This window comes from Nocardioides sp. S5-5 (assembly GCF_054954065.1).
On the sequence record NZ_CP199913.1, the window covers coordinates 2721536 to 2736991 of the forward strand.

At 71.4% G+C, this 15456-nt stretch carries 16 protein-coding genes; 2 read left to right on the forward strand and 14 right to left on the reverse strand.

Annotated elements, in window-relative coordinates; all coding sequences use genetic code 11:
* Positions 1-116: 116 nt before the first annotated feature.
* Positions 117-2135 carry an acyl-CoA dehydrogenase family protein gene (locus ACUP6Y_RS12905; RefSeq protein WP_462551116.1) on the reverse strand — a complete coding sequence of 673 codons (2019 nt, stop codon included), beginning with the start codon at positions 2133-2135 and terminating at the stop codon, positions 117-119.
* A gap of 53 nt (positions 2136-2188) precedes the next feature.
* Between ACUP6Y_RS12905 and ACUP6Y_RS12910 the strand changes: the two genes are divergently transcribed.
* Positions 2189-2848: a class I SAM-dependent methyltransferase gene (locus tag ACUP6Y_RS12910; RefSeq protein ID WP_462551117.1), complete on the forward strand. Its 660-nt coding sequence runs from the start codon at positions 2189-2191 to the stop codon at positions 2846-2848.
* Here ACUP6Y_RS12910 and ACUP6Y_RS12915 read toward each other — a convergent pair.
* From ACUP6Y_RS12915 to ACUP6Y_RS12925, 3 genes are read right to left on the reverse strand one after another with little or no spacing between them, the layout of a single operon-like run.
* The gene (locus tag ACUP6Y_RS12915) at positions 2819-3979 is read right to left on the reverse strand and encodes a prenyltransferase (protein ID WP_462551118.1); all 1161 of its coding nucleotides are present in this window, start codon (positions 3977-3979) and stop codon (positions 2819-2821) included. The genes ACUP6Y_RS12910 and ACUP6Y_RS12915 overlap by 30 nt on opposite strands.
* Positions 3976-4719 (reverse strand): class I SAM-dependent methyltransferase, encoded by a 744-nt coding sequence (locus tag ACUP6Y_RS12920; RefSeq protein WP_462551119.1) that lies wholly within the window; start codon positions 4717-4719, stop codon positions 3976-3978. Before ACUP6Y_RS12920 ends, ACUP6Y_RS12915 begins: the two co-directional genes overlap by 4 nt.
* A 10-nt stretch (positions 4720-4729) precedes the next feature.
* Positions 4730-6025 carry a glycosyltransferase family 4 protein gene (locus ACUP6Y_RS12925; RefSeq protein ID WP_462551120.1) on the reverse strand — a complete coding sequence of 432 codons (1296 nt, stop codon included), beginning with the start codon at positions 6023-6025 and terminating at the stop codon, positions 4730-4732.
* Positions 6026-6176: 151 nt separating this feature from the next.
* Here ACUP6Y_RS12925 and ACUP6Y_RS12930 point away from each other — a divergent pair, with 151 nt between their 5' ends.
* Positions 6177-6788 carry a TetR family transcriptional regulator gene (locus ACUP6Y_RS12930; protein WP_462551122.1) on the forward strand — a complete coding sequence of 204 codons (612 nt, stop codon included), beginning with the start codon at positions 6177-6179 and terminating at the stop codon, positions 6786-6788.
* Positions 6789-6803: 15 nt separating this feature from the next.
* On the opposite strand, the gene ACUP6Y_RS12935 is transcribed toward ACUP6Y_RS12930, so the two are convergent.
* Genes ACUP6Y_RS12935 through ACUP6Y_RS12980 form a run of 10 tightly spaced genes read right to left on the reverse strand, consistent with a single transcriptional unit; the run spans position 6804 to position 15451 of the window.
* The gene (locus tag ACUP6Y_RS12935; RefSeq protein WP_462551123.1) at positions 6804-7559 is read right to left on the reverse strand and encodes a glucose 1-dehydrogenase; all 756 of its coding nucleotides are present in this window, start codon (positions 7557-7559) and stop codon (positions 6804-6806) included.
* Positions 7559-8461, reverse strand: a complete 903-nt coding sequence (locus ACUP6Y_RS12940) for a 3-oxoacyl-ACP reductase (RefSeq protein WP_462551124.1) — start codon at positions 8459-8461, stop codon at positions 7559-7561. The genes ACUP6Y_RS12935 and ACUP6Y_RS12940 overlap by 1 nt, the downstream gene beginning before the upstream one ends.
* On the reverse strand, positions 8458-8658 hold the full coding sequence (locus ACUP6Y_RS12945; RefSeq protein WP_462551125.1) for a ferredoxin: 201 nt from the start codon (positions 8656-8658) through the stop codon (positions 8458-8460). The genes ACUP6Y_RS12940 and ACUP6Y_RS12945 overlap by 4 nt, the downstream gene beginning before the upstream one ends.
* A gap of 11 nt (positions 8659-8669) precedes the next feature.
* The gene (locus ACUP6Y_RS12950) at positions 8670-9137 is read right to left on the reverse strand and encodes a pyridoxamine 5'-phosphate oxidase family protein (protein WP_462551126.1); all 468 of its coding nucleotides are present in this window, start codon (positions 9135-9137) and stop codon (positions 8670-8672) included.
* Positions 9137-10114, reverse strand: coding sequence for an NAD(P)/FAD-dependent oxidoreductase (locus ACUP6Y_RS12955; protein ID WP_462551127.1), 978 nt, complete (start codon positions 10112-10114; stop codon positions 9137-9139). The genes ACUP6Y_RS12950 and ACUP6Y_RS12955 overlap by 1 nt, the downstream gene beginning before the upstream one ends.
* Positions 10115-10158: 44 nt before the next feature.
* Positions 10159-10971 carry a hypothetical protein gene (locus ACUP6Y_RS12960; RefSeq protein WP_462551128.1) on the reverse strand — a complete coding sequence of 271 codons (813 nt, stop codon included), beginning with the start codon at positions 10969-10971 and terminating at the stop codon, positions 10159-10161.
* A gap of 22 nt (positions 10972-10993) precedes the next feature.
* Positions 10994-11563 (reverse strand): hypothetical protein, encoded by a 570-nt coding sequence (locus ACUP6Y_RS12965; protein WP_462551129.1) that lies wholly within the window; start codon positions 11561-11563, stop codon positions 10994-10996.
* Between the two features lie 29 nt (positions 11564-11592).
* Positions 11593-12864: an MCE family protein gene (locus ACUP6Y_RS12970; protein ID WP_462551130.1), complete on the reverse strand. Its 1272-nt coding sequence runs from the start codon at positions 12862-12864 to the stop codon at positions 11593-11595.
* Positions 12861-14225: an MCE family protein gene (locus tag ACUP6Y_RS12975; protein ID WP_462551131.1), complete on the reverse strand. Its 1365-nt coding sequence runs from the start codon at positions 14223-14225 to the stop codon at positions 12861-12863. The genes ACUP6Y_RS12970 and ACUP6Y_RS12975 overlap by 4 nt, the downstream gene beginning before the upstream one ends.
* Positions 14222-15451, reverse strand: coding sequence for an MCE family protein (locus ACUP6Y_RS12980; protein WP_462551132.1), 1230 nt, complete (start codon positions 15449-15451; stop codon positions 14222-14224). Before ACUP6Y_RS12980 ends, ACUP6Y_RS12975 begins: the two co-directional genes overlap by 4 nt.
* Positions 15452-15456 lie beyond the last annotated feature (5 nt).

The window sequence follows — 15456 nt, forward strand, 5'->3', positions numbered from 1 at the left end:
TGCCCGCGGGAGGCAAGCCGAGCGGAGCAGGCTCCGGGTGGAGCATGAGCAGCTGCTGACGTCCGTCGCCGAGGTCGAGCGACGCCTGCGGGAGCGGGGAACCAGTGGATCCCGACTCAGCGCGGCAGACCCAGGATCCGCTCGCCGGCGACATTGCGCAGGATCTGCGTGGTGCCGCCGGCGATGGACAGACAACGGGTGTTGAGCTGCTCCCAGACGTCGGCGGCGAGCGGGTCACCGGTCTCCTTGCCGATACCGTCCAGCAGGGCGAGGGCCTCGCCCTGCAGGCGGACGACCAGCTCGGACGAGTCCTGGCGGCTGCGAACGCCGAGCAGCTTGGCGACGCTGGACTCCGCGCCGGGGCCGTGGCCGCCGAGGGTGCGCAGGGTGGCGCGGACACCGAGGAGGGCACACACCGTGGCCAGGGCGACCTGACGGCCGACCTCGACCCGTTCGGTCGGAGCCAGGTCGCGCACGGCAGCCAGCTCGACGGCGCGCTCGACGCTCTTGGTGAGGCGGGCGCCGGCCATGGCGACGCGCTCGTTGGCGAGGGTGGTGCGGGCCAGGCGCCAGCCGTCGCCGGGCTCGGCGACCACACACTCGTCGGGGACGAAGACGTCGTCGAGGAAGACCTCGTTGAACAGCGCCTGGCCGGTGATCTCGCGCAGCGGGCGGACCTCGATGCCGGCGGCGCGCATGTCGACGAGGAAGTAGGTGATCCCCTTGTGCCGAGGAGCCTCGATGTCGGTGCGGGCCAGGCAGATGCCCCAGTCGGCCCGCTCGGCGACCGAGGTCCACACCTTCTGGCCGGTCAGCGACCAGCCGCCCTCGACGCGCACCGCGCGGGTGCGCAGCGACGCCAGGTCGGAGCCCGAGCCGGGCTCGGAGAACAGCTGGCACCAGGTCAGCTCGCCGAGCAGCGAGGGCCGTACGAAGCGCTCGCGCTGGGCGTCGGTGCCGTGGGCCAGGATCGTCGGGACCGCCCAGCCGGCGATCACCAGGTCCGGCCGTACGACGCCCGCCCGGCCGAGCTCCTGGTCGATCACGATCTGCGTGGTGGGGTCGGCGCCCAGGCCGTGGGGCGCGGGCCAGTGCGGCGTCAGGTAGCCCGCGTCGACCAGGGCGGGGCGCTGCTCCCCCGCCGGCAGCCCGGCGATCCGCTCGGCGATCGCACGGACCTCGGGGCGCAGGACGACGTCGCGACCCGCGAGGTCGACGTCGACCCGGCGGCGGACGCCGGCGACAGCGGCCGCGGTCACCCGCTCGGCCGCGGCGTCGGCCGAGCCGACGAGAGCGCGCAGGGTGAGCGCGCGGCGCAGGTACAGATGGGCATCGTGCTCATAGGTGAAGCCGATGCCGCCGAGGACCTGGATGCAGGCCTTGGCGACCTCGACGGCACCCTCGAAGCAGGTCACATGGGCGACCTCGGCGGCGAACGCCCACTGCGCCGGATCACCGGAGTCAGCCGCCGCGGCCGCGTCCCAGGCGGCGGCGGTGACGGCCTCGGCGGTCTCGAGCATCTCGGCACACAGATGCTTGATCGCCTGGAAGGCGCCGATCCGCTGGCCGAACTGCTCGCGCACCTTGGCGTAGTCGACCGCGGTCTCCAGACACCAGCGGGTCACGCCCGCCGCCTCGGCAGCCGCCAGCGTGACGGCGAGCAGCCGGCGCCGGTCGTCGGGGCGCCCGCCGCCTCCCGACGCCGATCCGTGCCGGGCGCTCAGGTCGAGCCCGGTCGCGGCCGCGACCTCGCCGTCGTCGAGGAGGAGGTGCGCGTCGGCCGCGCCGCCGTCCCACACCACGCCGCCGGGATGCACCTGCACGCCGTACCGCCCCGGACGGCCGGTCAGCAGGGCCCCGATCGCGGAGCCGAGCAGCCCGCCGGGCACCAGCTCGTGGGCGCATGCCTCCAGGGCAACGGCCTGGTCGAGGACGGTCCCGCCCCCACCGCCGTCCGCCTCGGGTACGGCGATCGCGGCGATCCCCATCGCGTCGGCCGCGGCGCGGACCGCAGCGAAGTCGGCGGACACGTCGCCCTCGGCGGCGCGGACCGCCTCCAGCGGCGACAGGCTGGCCGCCCACTTGCGCAGGCTGTCGGCGAGCTCGACCTGCTCGTCACTGATACCGAGGGACATTCGGACTCCCGCTCTCCAACTAGAACCTGTTCTAACTCTACTAGAGTGACCGGGTGACCGACACCATGCCGTCCGACCTGCTGGACCACGCCCGCAGTGCGAAGGGCTTCATGCCCGAGGACGAGGGCACCCTGCTGCACCGGATCGCGCTCGAGCGACTCCCCCACGGCCCCGCGCTCGAGGTCGGGACCTACTGCGGCAAGTCCGCGATCTATCTCGGCGCGGCCGCCCGCCAGGTGGGCGGGATCGTCTTCACCGTCGACCACCACCGCGGCTCCGAGGAGAACCAGGCCGGCTGGGAGCACCACGACGCCAGCGTCGTCGACCCCGAGCTCGGGCTGATGGACACCCTGGGCCAGTTCCGCAAGAACATCGCGCGCGCCGGCCTCGAGGACCAGGTCGTCGCCGTCGTCGGCCAGTCCACCACCGTCGCCGCCCACTGGCACACGCCGCTCTCACTGCTCTTCATCGACGGCGGGCACGGCGAGGAGCCGGCTCGCGCCGACTACCGAGGCTGGGCGCACTGGGTCGAGGCCGGCGGCCACCTCGCCATCCACGACGTCTTCCCCGACCCCGCCGACGGCGGGCGGCCGCCGTACGAGCAGATCTACCTGCCCGCGCTGGCCTCCGGCGCCTTCACCGAGGTCACCCACACGGGTTCGCTCCGCGTCCTCCAGCGCACCTCAGGAACGGCCGGAGATCCGCTCGGCTGACGAGCACTCGCACTCCAACGCCAGCTCCTCGAAGTGCGGGGCGAGCGACGTGCCGCGCATGATCCCCGAGCCGGGGGTGGCCTGACCGTAGGTCTCCCCGAGCGCGTCGACGGCGAGGATCACCGCGGCGGCGGTGTACGTCGTGTGCTCGTGCGGCCAGTACACGTCGCGCGGCTCGTCGATGACATGGTCGGGGACCGGGCGGGTCCCCTTGAGCTTGCGCTCGTCATAGACCCAGCCGGTCCAATAGCGCCCGTCGGGCTCGCGCAGGTGCTGCATGTCGCCGACCAGGGCGAGCGCGCGGGCGTGGTCGCCCAGGACGTCGAGGGCCATGGCCAGCTCGCAGGTCTCGGCCCCGGTGACCCAGGGGTTGGTGTCGACGCAGTGGATCCCCAGCCCGGGCACCACGAAGTCGTCCCAGCGGCGCGCGAGCAGCGCCCGGGCCGCGTCGCCGCGCACGGCGCCGCCGAGGACCGGGTAGTACCAGTCCATCGAGTACGTCGACTTGTCGGCGAACCGGTCGGGATGGGTGCGCACGGCGTGGCCGAGCCGGCCACCGGCGAGCTCCCACTCGGGCTGCGGGTCGTCCATCAGGTCCGCGAGGGCGACGCCGGCGCGCAGCGAGTGGTAGATCGAGGAGCTGCCGGTGAGCAGGCAGAAGTCGTCGATCGGCGTCCAGCGGATGCCGCCGAAGGGCTCCTGCAGCGAGACCACGAAGTCCAGGCCCGCGCGGACCGAGGACCAGTAGCGCTCGACGAAGCGGATGTCACGGCGCACCAGCCAGTGGTGCCACAGGCCGACGGCGAAGTACGCCGACATGTTGACCTCGCCGCGCTCGTCGTCCGCGACGCCGCCCACGATCTTCATCGGCCACGAGCCGTCGGCGCGCTGCATGGTCGGGATCCAGGCGTAGGCACGCTCGGCCGCCTCGACCTGGCCGCCGACGAGCATCGCCATGGCGGCCTCGACATGGTTCCAGATGTCGACGTGCTCGCCGGTGGTCCACGGCACGGCGCCCCACGGCTCCTGCATCGCCGCGATCGCCGCGGCGGTGTCGGCGACCTGCTGGGCGCTGAGCACGCCGTCGAGGGACGGCAGCCGCGAGAGCGCGACCTCGGGCGTCGCCGTCACTCGGGCTTCCGGAAGTAGAGGACCATCGACTTGCCGATCATCGGATCGAGCACCTTGCCGGCGAGCTGGAGCGTCTTGGGCTGCTTCATGATCTCCCAGACCAGCAGCCGGTGGTACGCCTTGGCGAGCGGGTGGCCGTCGTTCTCGACACCGACGGCGCACTTGATCCACCAGTACGGCGCGTGCAGGCCGTGGGTGTAGGACTTCCCGTCGAACACCATGGCGTCGCCGGGGGTGCCGTCGTTGAGGCGGCCGCCCTTGGTGACCTTGTCGACCAGCTCGAGGTCTGTGTAGATCCTGATGTGCCCGCCGGCAGCGTTGTGGTAGGCCTCTGACAGGCGCCAGTTGATCACCTCGGGCAGCCACCGGGGCACGGTGACGGCAAGGGTGCCGCCAGGGCGCAGGACACGGATCAGCTCGCGGATCGCCGCAACGTCGTCGTGGATGTGCTCGAGCACCTCGGAGCACACGATCCGGTCGAACTCGCCGTCGGCGAAGGGCAGCGCGAGCGCGTCGCCCTGCTTGACGTCGGCCTCGGCGCCCGCGGGCACCTCACCGGCCTCCTTCATGGCGACGAACAGGTTGCGGACGTTCTCGAGCTCCTCGGCGTCGAGGTCGAAGGCGATCACGTCGGCGCCGCGGCGGTACATCTCGAAGCTGTGACGCCCGGCGCCGGCGCCCATGTCGAGGACGCGGTCACCGGCCTGCAGGCCCAGGCGGTCGAAGTCAACGGTCAGCATGTCAGTCTCCTCAGGCCCTCTTCTCGGCCTTCTCGGTCCGGTACTCGGCGATCACGTCCTCCAGCACGGCGGCCGTGCCCGCGGCGACGGCACTCCAGCTGAACAGCTCCTTGACCCGACGGCGGCCGGCGGCGCCCATCTCGGCCCGGCGCGCCGGGTCGTCGAGCAGGCCGGCGAGGGCGGTGGTCAGCGCGCCGACGTCACCGGGCTCCACGACGTCGGCGCACAGGCCGTCGGGGCCGACGACCTCGGGGATGGCGCCGGCGCGCGAGACCACGAGCGGTGTCTCGCAGGCCATCAGCTCGGCGGTCGGGAGCGAGAAGCCCTCGTAGAGCGAGGGCACGCAGGCCAGCTCGGCCGAGCCCATCAGCGCGACGAGCTCGTCGTCGGTGAGGCCGCTGGCGAAGGAGACCCGGTCGACGATGCCGAGCTGGTCGATCAGCCTCTCGGTGACGCCGCCCTCCTTGGGCTTGGTCACCAAGACGAGCTCGAGGTCGCGCTCGACGACGAGCTTCGCGAACGCCTCGAGCAGCACCGAGATGCCCTTGAGCGGCGCGTCGGCGCTGGCCATCGCGAGGATGCGGCCGGGTACGCGGGGCTCGGTGGGCGGCACGAAGCGGTCGTCGACGCCGAGCAGGATGGTCTCGATCCGGGCCGGGTCGACCTTGAACTCGCGAACGACGTCGCGCTTGGACGACTCGGACGGCACGATCACCCGGCGCAGCCTGGGCGCGGTGCGCTTCTGCTGGGCCAGGAAGGAGTACCAGCGCCACACGCCGATCTTCGGCAGCTCGAGGCGCCATCTGGAGCCCTGCTTGCGCTTGGCCCACACGGCGGCGGCGAGCTCGATGCGGCGGTCCATCGTGATCGGGTGGTGGATCGTCGCGGCCAGCGGCAGGCCGACCGTCGAGGGGTCCTCGATGCCGAGCAGCGGCGTCGCCAGGGTCTGGTTGTCGAAGACGATGTCGAAGTCGTCGCGACGCTCCCTGAGCACCTTCACCACGCGCTTGCTGAAGGTCAGCGGCTCCGGGAAGGCGCCGCTGCGCATGGTCAGCCACTCCTCGACGTCGATCAGGTCGCGGTATTCGCTCGGGCGCGGGTTGCGGAACTCGTCGCCGGGCCGGTAGAGGTCCAGGCTCGGCACCTTGGTGAGGGCCACCCCTTCGTCGAGCTCCGGGTACGGCTGCCCGGAGAACACCTCGACGGTGTGACCGAGCGCGACCAGCTCCCGGGTGAGCCGGCGGATGTAGATCCCCTGCCCGCCGACATGGGGCTTGCTGCGGTAGGACAGCATCGCGATTCGCATCAGGTACTTCTCCCCTTTTTCGAGCTCCCGGGGAGCAGGGCCGAAACAGAAACGTAGTGGAACGTGTTCCAAATTATGCGCTACTTGCCGGTAGCCTATCGACTGGGTCCACATCGACCCGTCCGTCACACCAGAGCAGGGGGACCTCTCCGTGAGCATCGCGAACCCGTCCACGTCCGATGACCTCGGATCGGCCGCGCAGCGGGAGCGCCGCAAGCGAATCCTCGACGCGACCTACGAGCTGGCCAAGTCGGGCGGCTTCGACGCCGTGCAGATGCGCGCGGTGGCCGAGCAGGCCGACGTGGCCCTCGGCACGCTGTACCGCTACTTCCCGTCCAAGATCCACCTGCTGGTCTCCGCCCTGGGCCGCCAGTTCGAGGACGCCTCGGCGCGCCTCAACGAGCGCGAGATCCCGGGCGACACCCAGGCCGAGCGGGTGCTCTACGTGCTCAAGCGGATGGCCCGCGGCATGCAGGGCGACCCCAAGCTCACCGAGGCGCTCACCCGCGCCTTCATGTTCGCCGACAGCAGCGTGACCAACGAGATCCACGTCGTCGGCATGGCGATGACCTCGATCGTCACCCACGCGATGCACGGCGGCGTCCCCGCCGAGGACGCGCTCACCGACGACGACGTCGCCATCGCGCGCGTCATCGGCGACGTGTGGCTCTCCGCCCTGGTGGCCTGGGTGACCGGCCGCTCCACGGCCGCGGAGACCGCGGCGCACATGGAGAAGGCCGTTCACCTCATCCTCCGCGACTGACCCCCGGCGGGGCCGTCAGGCCCCGAACGCGTGCGTCGAGGTCACGCCGCCGTCGACCGCGATCTCCGCGCCGTTGATGTACGACGACTCGTCGCTCGCGAGGAAGACGTAGACCGGCGCGATGTCCTCCGGGGTGCCGACCCGGCGCAGCGGCACCTTGCTGGCGCCGTACTCCATGGCGGCGTCGCCCCCATGGACCCGGGTCATCGGGGTGTCGATCATCCCGGGGTGGACCGAGTTGACCCGGATCCCCTTCGGGCCCAGCTCCATCGCCGCGCACTTGGTCATGCCGCGGATCGCCCACTTGGTGGCGGCGTACGCCGTGCATGACGGCATGCCGGCCAGGCCCTCGACGGACGAGGCGTTGATGATCGAGCCGCCACCGTTCTTGCGCATGGTGCGGCTGACCGCCTGCATGCCGAGGAAGACGCCGAGCTGGTTGACCCGCCAGAGCAGCTCGACCTCCTCGGCGGGCATCCGCTCGATGTCGCCGAAGCGCAGGATGCCGGCGTTGTTGGCGAGCACGTTCACCGCGCCGAAGCGGGCGTTGGCGTCCTCGACGAGCGAGGCCCAGGAGGTCGCGTCGCTGACGTCGTGGTGCGCGAAGTGGGCGCTCTCACCCAACGCGTCGGCCAGTGCCTGACCCTGCTCCTCGGCGACGTCGGCGATCACGACCTTCGCGCCCTCGGTCACGTAGGCACGGGCGATCTCGGCGCCCTGCCCCATCGCGGCACCGGTGACGATGGCGATCTTGCTGTCGAGACGTCCCATCAGACGGTGATCCTCATGATCGAGTCGGCGGCGAAGCCGACATTCGGGTCACGGTCGGCGAAGAAGCCGCCGAGCTGCTTGTCGAGGTCGTCGGCTGTCCACAGGTCGCCGGAGGCGTCGAAGCGCTCCTCGACGACCGGGGCGGCGACGACGGCCACCATCCCGCCGTACACCACCATCACCTGGCCGGTGATCCGCTCCGCGGCCGGCGAGGCCAGGTAGGCGACGAGCGGCGCGACGTGCTCGGGCGAGTACGGGTCGACGGCTCTGCCGGACCGGTCCTCGCCGAAGACCTCGGCGGTCATCGCGGTGCGGGCCCGCGGGCAGATCGCGTTGGCGCGCACGCCGATCCGCGACAGGCCGCGGGCGCTCGACAGGGTGAGCGCCGCGATGCCGGCCTTGGCGGCGGCGTAGTTGGCCTGGCCGGGCGAGCCGCCCAGGAACGCCTCGGAGGCGGTGTTGACGATGCTGCCGTAGACCGTGCCGGTCTCGCTCTGCTTGGCCCGGCCGCGCCAGTAGGCCGCGGCGTTGCGCGAGAGCAGGAAGTGACCGCGCAGGTGGACCGCGATCACCGCGTCCCACTCGTCGTCGCCGAGGTTGAAGAGCATCTTGTCGCGGGTCATGCCGGCGTTGTTGACCACGATGTCGAGGCCGCCGAGCCCGTCGACGGCGGCCGCCACCATGGCGTCGGCCGTGGCCCGCTCGCTCACGTCACCGGGTACGACGACCGCCTCGCCGCCGAGCGAGCGGATCTCCTCCGCGGCCTCGTCCCCGGCGCCCGGCAGGTCGTTGACCACGACCCGGGCACCGGCCCGGGCGAGGGCGAGCGCCTCGACGCGGCCGAGACCCGCGCCGGCGCCGGTGACGACGGCGACCTTGCCGTCCAGGCTGGTGCTGGTCACGCTTCGTCCTCCACCAGGGTGATGGCGGCGCGCGGGCAGGCCGCGACGGCGCGCTTGACGTTCTCGACGTTCTCGTCGGTGGTGTGCTCGGTGTGCAGCTGGAGGAAGTCGTCGTCGTCCAGCTCGAACACCTCCGGAGCCATGGCCTCGCACAGGCCGTTGGACTCACACAGGTCGAAGTCGACCTTGATCTTCATGACGGTGCCTTTCAGGTCATCTTCCGGTGGTCCCACGACGCGACCCGCTCGGGGTGGATGATCACGCCCACCCGCTTGGTCGCCTGCTTCTGCACGGCCTGCATCCCGATCTCGCCGAGCGACTCGAACGCGTCGGCCCCGACCATCCGGGTCGCGACCGCCGAGCCGATCTCGAGGATGGTCGCCGGGTCGCGCACGATCTCGGCGCGGCCCTCGATGGAGACGCCGCGCAGCTCGACGTAGTCGGTGCCGTCCTCGACCAGCGCGCTCACCCGCGGGTCGCGCTCGAGGTTGCGGACCTTCTGGCTGCGGCCGTAGGTCCAGAACGCGATCCGGCCCTCGCGCACGACGTAGAAGAGCGTGGTGAGGTGCGGGAGCCCGTCGCGGCCGTTGGCCGCCACCTGCACCTTGAGGTTCTCGCCGAGCAGGGCCTGGATCTCGTCCTCGCTCAGCCTGACCCGGTCGCGTCCGGAGCTCATCAGCTGCCCTCCGAGGAGTGGCCGGGGAACACGTGGGCGCTCGGGTCGACGACCACGGCGGCGTTGTTGACGGCGGTCGCGGCCTCGCCGAAGCCGACGGCGATCAGCCGGACCTTGCCGGGGTACTCGGTGATGTCGCCGGCCGCGAACACCCGCGGCAGCGAGGTACGCATCGACGAGTCGACCACCACGTGGCGCCGCCGGGTCTCGAGGCCCCACTGCTGCAGCGGGCCGAGGTCGGCCACGAAGCCGAGCGCGGCGACCACGGCCTGCGCGGGCAGCACCCGGGACTCGCCGTCGACGACCAGCTCGAGCTCGGCGAGCGGGCCCGCCGTACCGCCGCCGGCGTCGCGGAGCGCGGCCACCTCGGCCCTGGTGACGACCTGGACCGACGAGGCGAGAACCTGGTCGACGGTGCGCTGGTGGGCCCGGAAGGCGTCGCGGCGGTGGACCAGGGTGACCGAGCGCGCGATCGGCTCGAGGTGGATCGCCCAGTCGAAGGCGCTGTCGCCGCCGCCGACGATGACGACGTCCTGGTCGCGATAGGGCTCGAAGCCGGGCACGAAGAACTCGACGCCCCGGCCGATCCAGCCCTCGGCCGCCGGGAGCGGGCGCGGGCTGAACTTGCCGATGCCGGCGGTGATGACCATCGCCTTGGCGCGCACGGCGGTGCCGTCGTCGAGGGTCAGGGTGAGGCCGTCGTCGTCGGTGACCAGGTCGGTCGCCGTCCGACCGAGGAGCTGCTCGGGCTTCGCGGTCAGCGCCTGGGCGACCAGGCCCTCCACCAGGTCCCGGCCCTTGACGTCGGGGAAGCCGGCGACGTCGAGGATCGCCTTCTCCGGGTACATCGCCGTGATCTGGCCGCCGAGCTCGGGCAGCGAGTCGATCAGCGCGACGCGCATCCCGCGGAAGCCGGCGTAGTAGGTGGCGAACAGGCCCGTCGGGCCCGCGCCGACCACGGCCAGGTCACAGTCCATGGTTACTTCCTCCTGGGGTGGCCACGTCAGAACTGTAACGTGTTCTAGTTTGTTTTGTCGTGGGTCGGCGTGTCCTGGCTCGGCGCGTCCTGCTTCGCGGCCCCGGACGGGTCGTCGGTGTCGAGCCGGTCGACCAGCCAGCCGTGGTCGGTGTGGACCATCGTCACGAGCACGCGGTACGGCGTCACGACGGTCTCCTTCTTGCCGTCGCGCACCCGCTCCACGACCTGGTTGAGGAAGACCAGCGCCTCGAGCCGGGTGCGGTTGGCCCGCACCACACCCTGGGCGACGACGCTCGCCTGGACCTTGAGCTGCTGGGCGATGCCCTGCTCCTTCACGTCCCCGATCGTCTTGAGATAGTCCTTCTCGTAGCGCGAGGTCGTCAGCGCGACGGCGGCCTTCACCTCCTCGTCGTACCTGCCGTAGTCGACCGACACCAGCTCCTGGGCGGCCTTCGCCGCGGCCTCGACGCCGTCGCGCCACTGCAGCACGGAGGCCACGACCGGGCGGCCCTTCGGCACGACCAGGCCGGCGCCGTCGACGGCCCGGGCCGGCTCGTCGTCGTCGCCGAGGCGGTCGACGGCGAGCAGCACGAACTCCGCGACCAGCGCGATGGTGACCAGGGCGAGCACCGCGATCAGGATCCGGGTGGTGCGCGGCCGGGCCAGGAGGCCGGGCCGGTCGTCGGCCGAGACGTCGACCGGACCGTCGACCGGACCGTCGGCCGAGACGTCGACCGCGTCGACCGGCGGCTCGTCGGCGGCCGGGCGCGGCGCACCGGCCTGGCCGGCGATCCGCCGCGGGCGGGGGGTCTGTCCGCGCGAGCTGGCGGGCTTGCGGGGGGTGGGGCGGCTCATCTGCTCCTCGTCCTGCGCGCCATCAGCCCAGCGCGACGTACTGGAGGTCCTTGGTCAGCCAGCGACCGCCCTCCCGCACGAGCTCGAGCTGGATGCGGTAGTTGCGCGCCTCCGGCTGGAAGTCCGTCGTCTTGTTCTTCACCGTGCCGCTGGTGGCGACGATGGCCGTCGCGGTGTCCTCGTCGCCGGCGACCAGGCCGGTCCAGACGACCTCGGCGACCATGTTCGACTGCGCCTCGGTGGCGAGCTTCTCGAGGTCCTTGGCGCCCTTGGTGTACTGCGACAGGAAGGTGCCGGTCGCCATCGACTTGACCGCCTCGATGGTGCGCTGGGGGTCCTGGTAGTCGAAGTTCACGAAGGCCGTGACCATCTTGCTCGCGGCGTCGAGCTGCTCGGCGGTGCGGGTCTGCTCGGCGTCGTCGGCCAGCGGGACGGCCTCGACCAGGCCGCGGCCGACGTCCTGGCCCGCGCCGGGGACGACGTCGGTGCCGTTGACCTCGTTGTCGGAGGTGCTGACGTGGAGGTAGAGCAGCAGCAGCGCGACGCAGCCGCAGACGACCGTGGCGGCGTACAGCGCGATGTTGAGGCGCACGCGGCTCCTGTCCTGTGTCACCGGCGGGGTCACCTGCTCGCCACCGGACCGACCAACAGCCACTTCCACGCATCCCCTCCCAGGACGGAGAGGTCCTCCGGCTGCCGCAGCTCGACCGGAGTCCCCTGGTTGTCGACCAGCCCGGGCACCTCACCGGTGGACGGGTCGTAGGTGCCACTGTAGACGCGCCCGGGCGAGGCCCGGTTCTTCCGGTACGCCGGCGCGTACCTGCTCCCACGCATGGAGTACGGCGCACCCGCGGCGCAGCTGACGTCGGCCGGCTTGCGGTCGGTCAGATCCTGGGTCGAGCGCCACTCGGACGGCGGGACGTAGCCCTTCGTGCAGGGCGGGACGCTGTAGTCGAACTGCAGGTTGACGTGCCCCCAGCCGTCGGCGGTGCTGCCGGTCGGGCCACCCGCGATGAGAACCGGGTAGGTGACGAGCAGCTGCTCGATGCCGTCGAGCTCGGTGACCAGCACCTGGTCGACGGTGACCAGGTCGCCGAGCAGCACCGGGATGGTCGGCTCGAGCTCCTCGAGCAGCCGGGTGAGCGCCTTCGCGGCCCCGGGCGTCGCGCTGAGCACCGTGCGCAGGTCGCCGTCGCTGCCCCGCAGCGCCGTGGTGATCGTGTTGAGGTCGCCGGCGAACCGGCGGATGTTCTCCTTCTGGCCCTGCTGGGTCTTCAGCACGGCGAGCCCGCTGTCGAGCAGCTGGATCGTCTCGTCGGTGTGGGCGCTGGCCTCGGCGATGAACGCCGAGCCGCCGTCGAGCAGCCTCTGGAGATCGTCGCCGGTGTCGGCGAACATGGTGCCGAGCTCCTCGACCACCTTCGCGAGGCTGTCCTTGTCGACCGAGCCGACGAACCTGTTGAGATCGACGAGCAGGTCGCCCTCGTCGACGGGCAGCGACTTCTCGTCGCCGACGAAGCGCGCGCCGTCGGCGGCGTAGGGGCCCTTCTCGTCGGGCGGCTGGAAGTCGAGGTACTGCTCGCCGACGGCCGAGAGGTTGTGGACGAAGACCCGCGAGTCGAGCGGTAGCCGGGTGTCCTCCTCGAGGTCGAGGGTGACGTCGACGCCCTTCTCGGTGGTGTCCATCCGCGAGACCCGCCCGATCTTCACGCCGCGGTAGGTCACCTCGCTGCCCTCGAAGAGACCGCCGGAGCCGGGCAGGCTGGCGGTGACGGTGATCCCCCGGCCGGTGATCCGGTCGACGATGCCCAGATAGCCGGCCGCGATGTAGGTGATGCCGACGGCGCTGAGGACCACGAAGGCCATCAGCCGGATCCGCACTCCCCTGCTCATGCCGTCCCCCCGCCCAGCAGGCTCTCCGTCGAGGTCGGGTACGACGAGCGCTGCGCCCCGGTGAGCCCCTTGACCAGCCCACCGAGCAGCCCGTCGGGGCCGAGGACGCCGTTGGAGCCGGTGAGCAGTCCGCCGAGGTCGAGGTTCGGCAGCGAGGTGAGCAGCTTGCAGACCGGGCTCGAGCTGATCGTGGGGTCCTTGCACTTGTTCTGCAGGTCCAGCAGCAGGTTGACGTCGCTGAGCACCTTGAGGCAGGACACACTGGTGAGGCTGCCGCTGCGCAGGCACTTGGTCACCGAGTCGAGGACCTGACCGAGGTCGGGCAGCTCGATCTCGGGCAGCCCGAGCGTCTTGTAGAGGTTCTCGAGGTTGAGGTCCGCACGGATGATCGTGTCGGCGTAGTCGCCCTGGACGATGTTGTTGGCCGCCTGCGGGAACGGGAAGCTCACCAGCAGGTTGAGGCCGGGGGCCAGCTGCTCGTCGGCCTCGGTGAGCCGGCGCAGGATCGGGCTGAGGTCCGCGAGGATCTTCAGCACGTCCTCCTTGCTGGCGTTGATCACCCGGGTGCCGACGACGCCGAGCTTGTCGAGTGAGCGGAGCATCGCGACCAGCTCGTCGTGCTGCGCGGCCAGCACCTCGACGGCCGGGCCGACCGCGTCGAGCGCGTCACCGATCGTCTTCTTCTCGGCGTTGAGGGTCGAGGTCAGGTTGTCGAGCGACTCGAGGGCCGAGATGATGTCGAGCTTCTGCTGGTCGATGGTCCCGACGACCGAGTCGAGCGAGGACAGCAGCGCCCGCAGCCGGTCCTCGCGCCCCGACATGACCAGGTTGGCCTCGCGGGTGATGGTGCCGAGCTGCGCGACGCCGCCCCCGCTGAGCAGGAAGGACAGCGCGCCGAGCACCTCCTCGACCTCCGGATTGCGGCCGGTCTGCGCGAGCGCGATCTCGTCGCCCTGGCCGAGCCGGCCGGTCGGGGCCTCCTGCTGCGGGGCCTGCAGCGAGACGTACTTCTCCCCGAGCAGCGAGACCTGCCGGATGTCGGCGATCGCGTTGTCGGGCAGCTTGACGTCGTCGCGCACCCGCAAGGTGACCTTGGCGTTCCAGCCGGACCGCTCGACCTCGGTGACCTCGCCGACCACGACGTCGTCGACCATCACCGGCGAGCGCGGGACCACGTTGAGCACGTCGCGGAAGTACGCCGTCACCTCGAACGCCTCGTCGGCGTCGACCGGGTGGCCGGGCAGCGGCAGGTCGTAGGCACCGTCGAAGCTGCTGCAGCCGGTGAGCAGGGCGGTGCCGAGCAGCAGGGCCACCAGGACCCGCCAGCGCCGGGCCGCGGGAGAACGCCGGGTCGTGCTCACGAGCCGCCTCCCAGCAGGTTCCGCACCGAGACGTCGTCGCCGGTGGAGTAGGACACGTCGGAGATCTCCGGCACCTTGACGCCCTTCTTCGAGGCCGCCTGCTTGGGCAGGTAGGTCTTGTACTCGGGCGGCAGCCACGGAAGCTGGGTGACGATCGGCTCGATCAGCTTCTCGATCAGCTCGCAGGCCGTGTCCTTGAGGGCGGGCGGCATCGAGGGGTGCTGCTGGATCACACCGCAGATGAAGCCGTCGGCGTCCCACACATTGCCGCCGATGGCGAAGCGGGAGTTCTGGCTGCCGCTGACGTGGTCGAAGCCCATCGCCAGGTTGCCCATCGCGACCGGCGCCACCTCGACGGCGGTCTGCAGGTTGTCCTTCTCGGAGGCGATCGTCGTCATCACCTCGGTGAGCTTCTCGATGTCGGCCACGAAGGCGTCACGGTTGTTCCGCACGAAGCCCTTGACGCTGCCGACCGCCTTCGCGACGGCGGCGACGGCCTTCTGCAGCTCGTCGCTCTCGTCGGCGAGCATCGCCGAGACGCCGGTGAGGTCCTGCATGAACGCACGCACCAGCGTGTCGTTCTCGGCGAGCGTGGTGGTGAACTTGGCGAGCTGCGTGACCGACTCGAACAGCGGGCCGGCGCCGTCGCCGAAGGTCTGCGCCGCGTCGGCGAGGTCCTGGATCATCTGGTTGCCGCGGGCGCCCTGACCGCTGAACGCCTTCGTGCCGGCCTCGAGCAGGTGGTCGAGGGTGCCGTCGGCGTTGACACCGTTGGGCCCGAGCGCCTGGGTCAGCGACTGCAGGCTGGCGTAGATCCGGTCCAGCTCGACGGGCACCGCGGTCTCGGGCAGCGCGATGTCGGCGCCGTCGGCCATCACGTCGCCGCCCTGGAAGACCGGGGTGAGCTGGACGAAGCGGTCCGCGACCAGGGTCGGGGTGACGATGACGGCCTGCGCCTTCGCCGGGACCTGGTACGACGCGTCGTACTCCATGTCGACGCGGACCGAGTTGCCCTCGGGGATCACCGCGGTCACCTTGCCGACGTTGACGCCGAGGATCCGCACGTCGGTGCCCTTGTAGACGCTGACGGCGCGGGGGAAGTGGGCGGTGACGGTCTTCATCTCGGCCGGCGAGCGGACCAGGTTGACCGTCACGGCGACCAGCAGGACGACGGCGACGAGCGCGAGCACGCGCCGGTCGATGCGCTTGAGCACGGTGGACACCATCGCGA

Bases quoted from the DNA above. Each gene is read 5' to 3' on its own strand.
- ACUP6Y_RS12905 (WP_462551116.1), bottom strand. From the start codon at position 2,135: ATGTCCCTCGGTATCAGTGACGAGCAGGTCGAGCTCGCCGACAGCCTG.
- ACUP6Y_RS12920 (WP_462551119.1), bottom strand. From the start codon at position 4,719: ATGCTGACCGTTGACTTCGACCGCCTGGGCCTGCAGGCCGGTGACCGC.
- ACUP6Y_RS12925 (WP_462551120.1), bottom strand. From the start codon at position 6,025: ATGCGAATCGCGATGCTGTCCTACCGCAGCAAGCCCCATGTCGGCGGG.
- ACUP6Y_RS12935 (WP_462551123.1), bottom strand. From the start codon at position 7,559: ATGGGACGTCTCGACAGCAAGATCGCCATCGTCACCGGTGCCGCGATG.
- ACUP6Y_RS12945 (WP_462551125.1), bottom strand. From the start codon at position 8,658: ATGAAGATCAAGGTCGACTTCGACCTGTGTGAGTCCAACGGCCTGTGC.
- ACUP6Y_RS12950 (WP_462551126.1), bottom strand. From the start codon at position 9,137: ATGAGCTCCGGACGCGACCGGGTCAGGCTGAGCGAGGACGAGATCCAG.
- ACUP6Y_RS12955 (WP_462551127.1), bottom strand. From the start codon at position 10,114: ATGGACTGTGACCTGGCCGTGGTCGGCGCGGGCCCGACGGGCCTGTTC.
- ACUP6Y_RS12960 (WP_462551128.1), bottom strand. From the start codon at position 10,971: ATGAGCCGCCCCACCCCCCGCAAGCCCGCCAGCTCGCGCGGACAGACC.
- ACUP6Y_RS12970 (WP_462551130.1), bottom strand. From the start codon at position 12,864: ATGAGCAGGGGAGTGCGGATCCGGCTGATGGCCTTCGTGGTCCTCAGC.
- ACUP6Y_RS12980 (WP_462551132.1), bottom strand. From the start codon at position 15,451: ATGGTGTCCACCGTGCTCAAGCGCATCGACCGGCGCGTGCTCGCGCTC.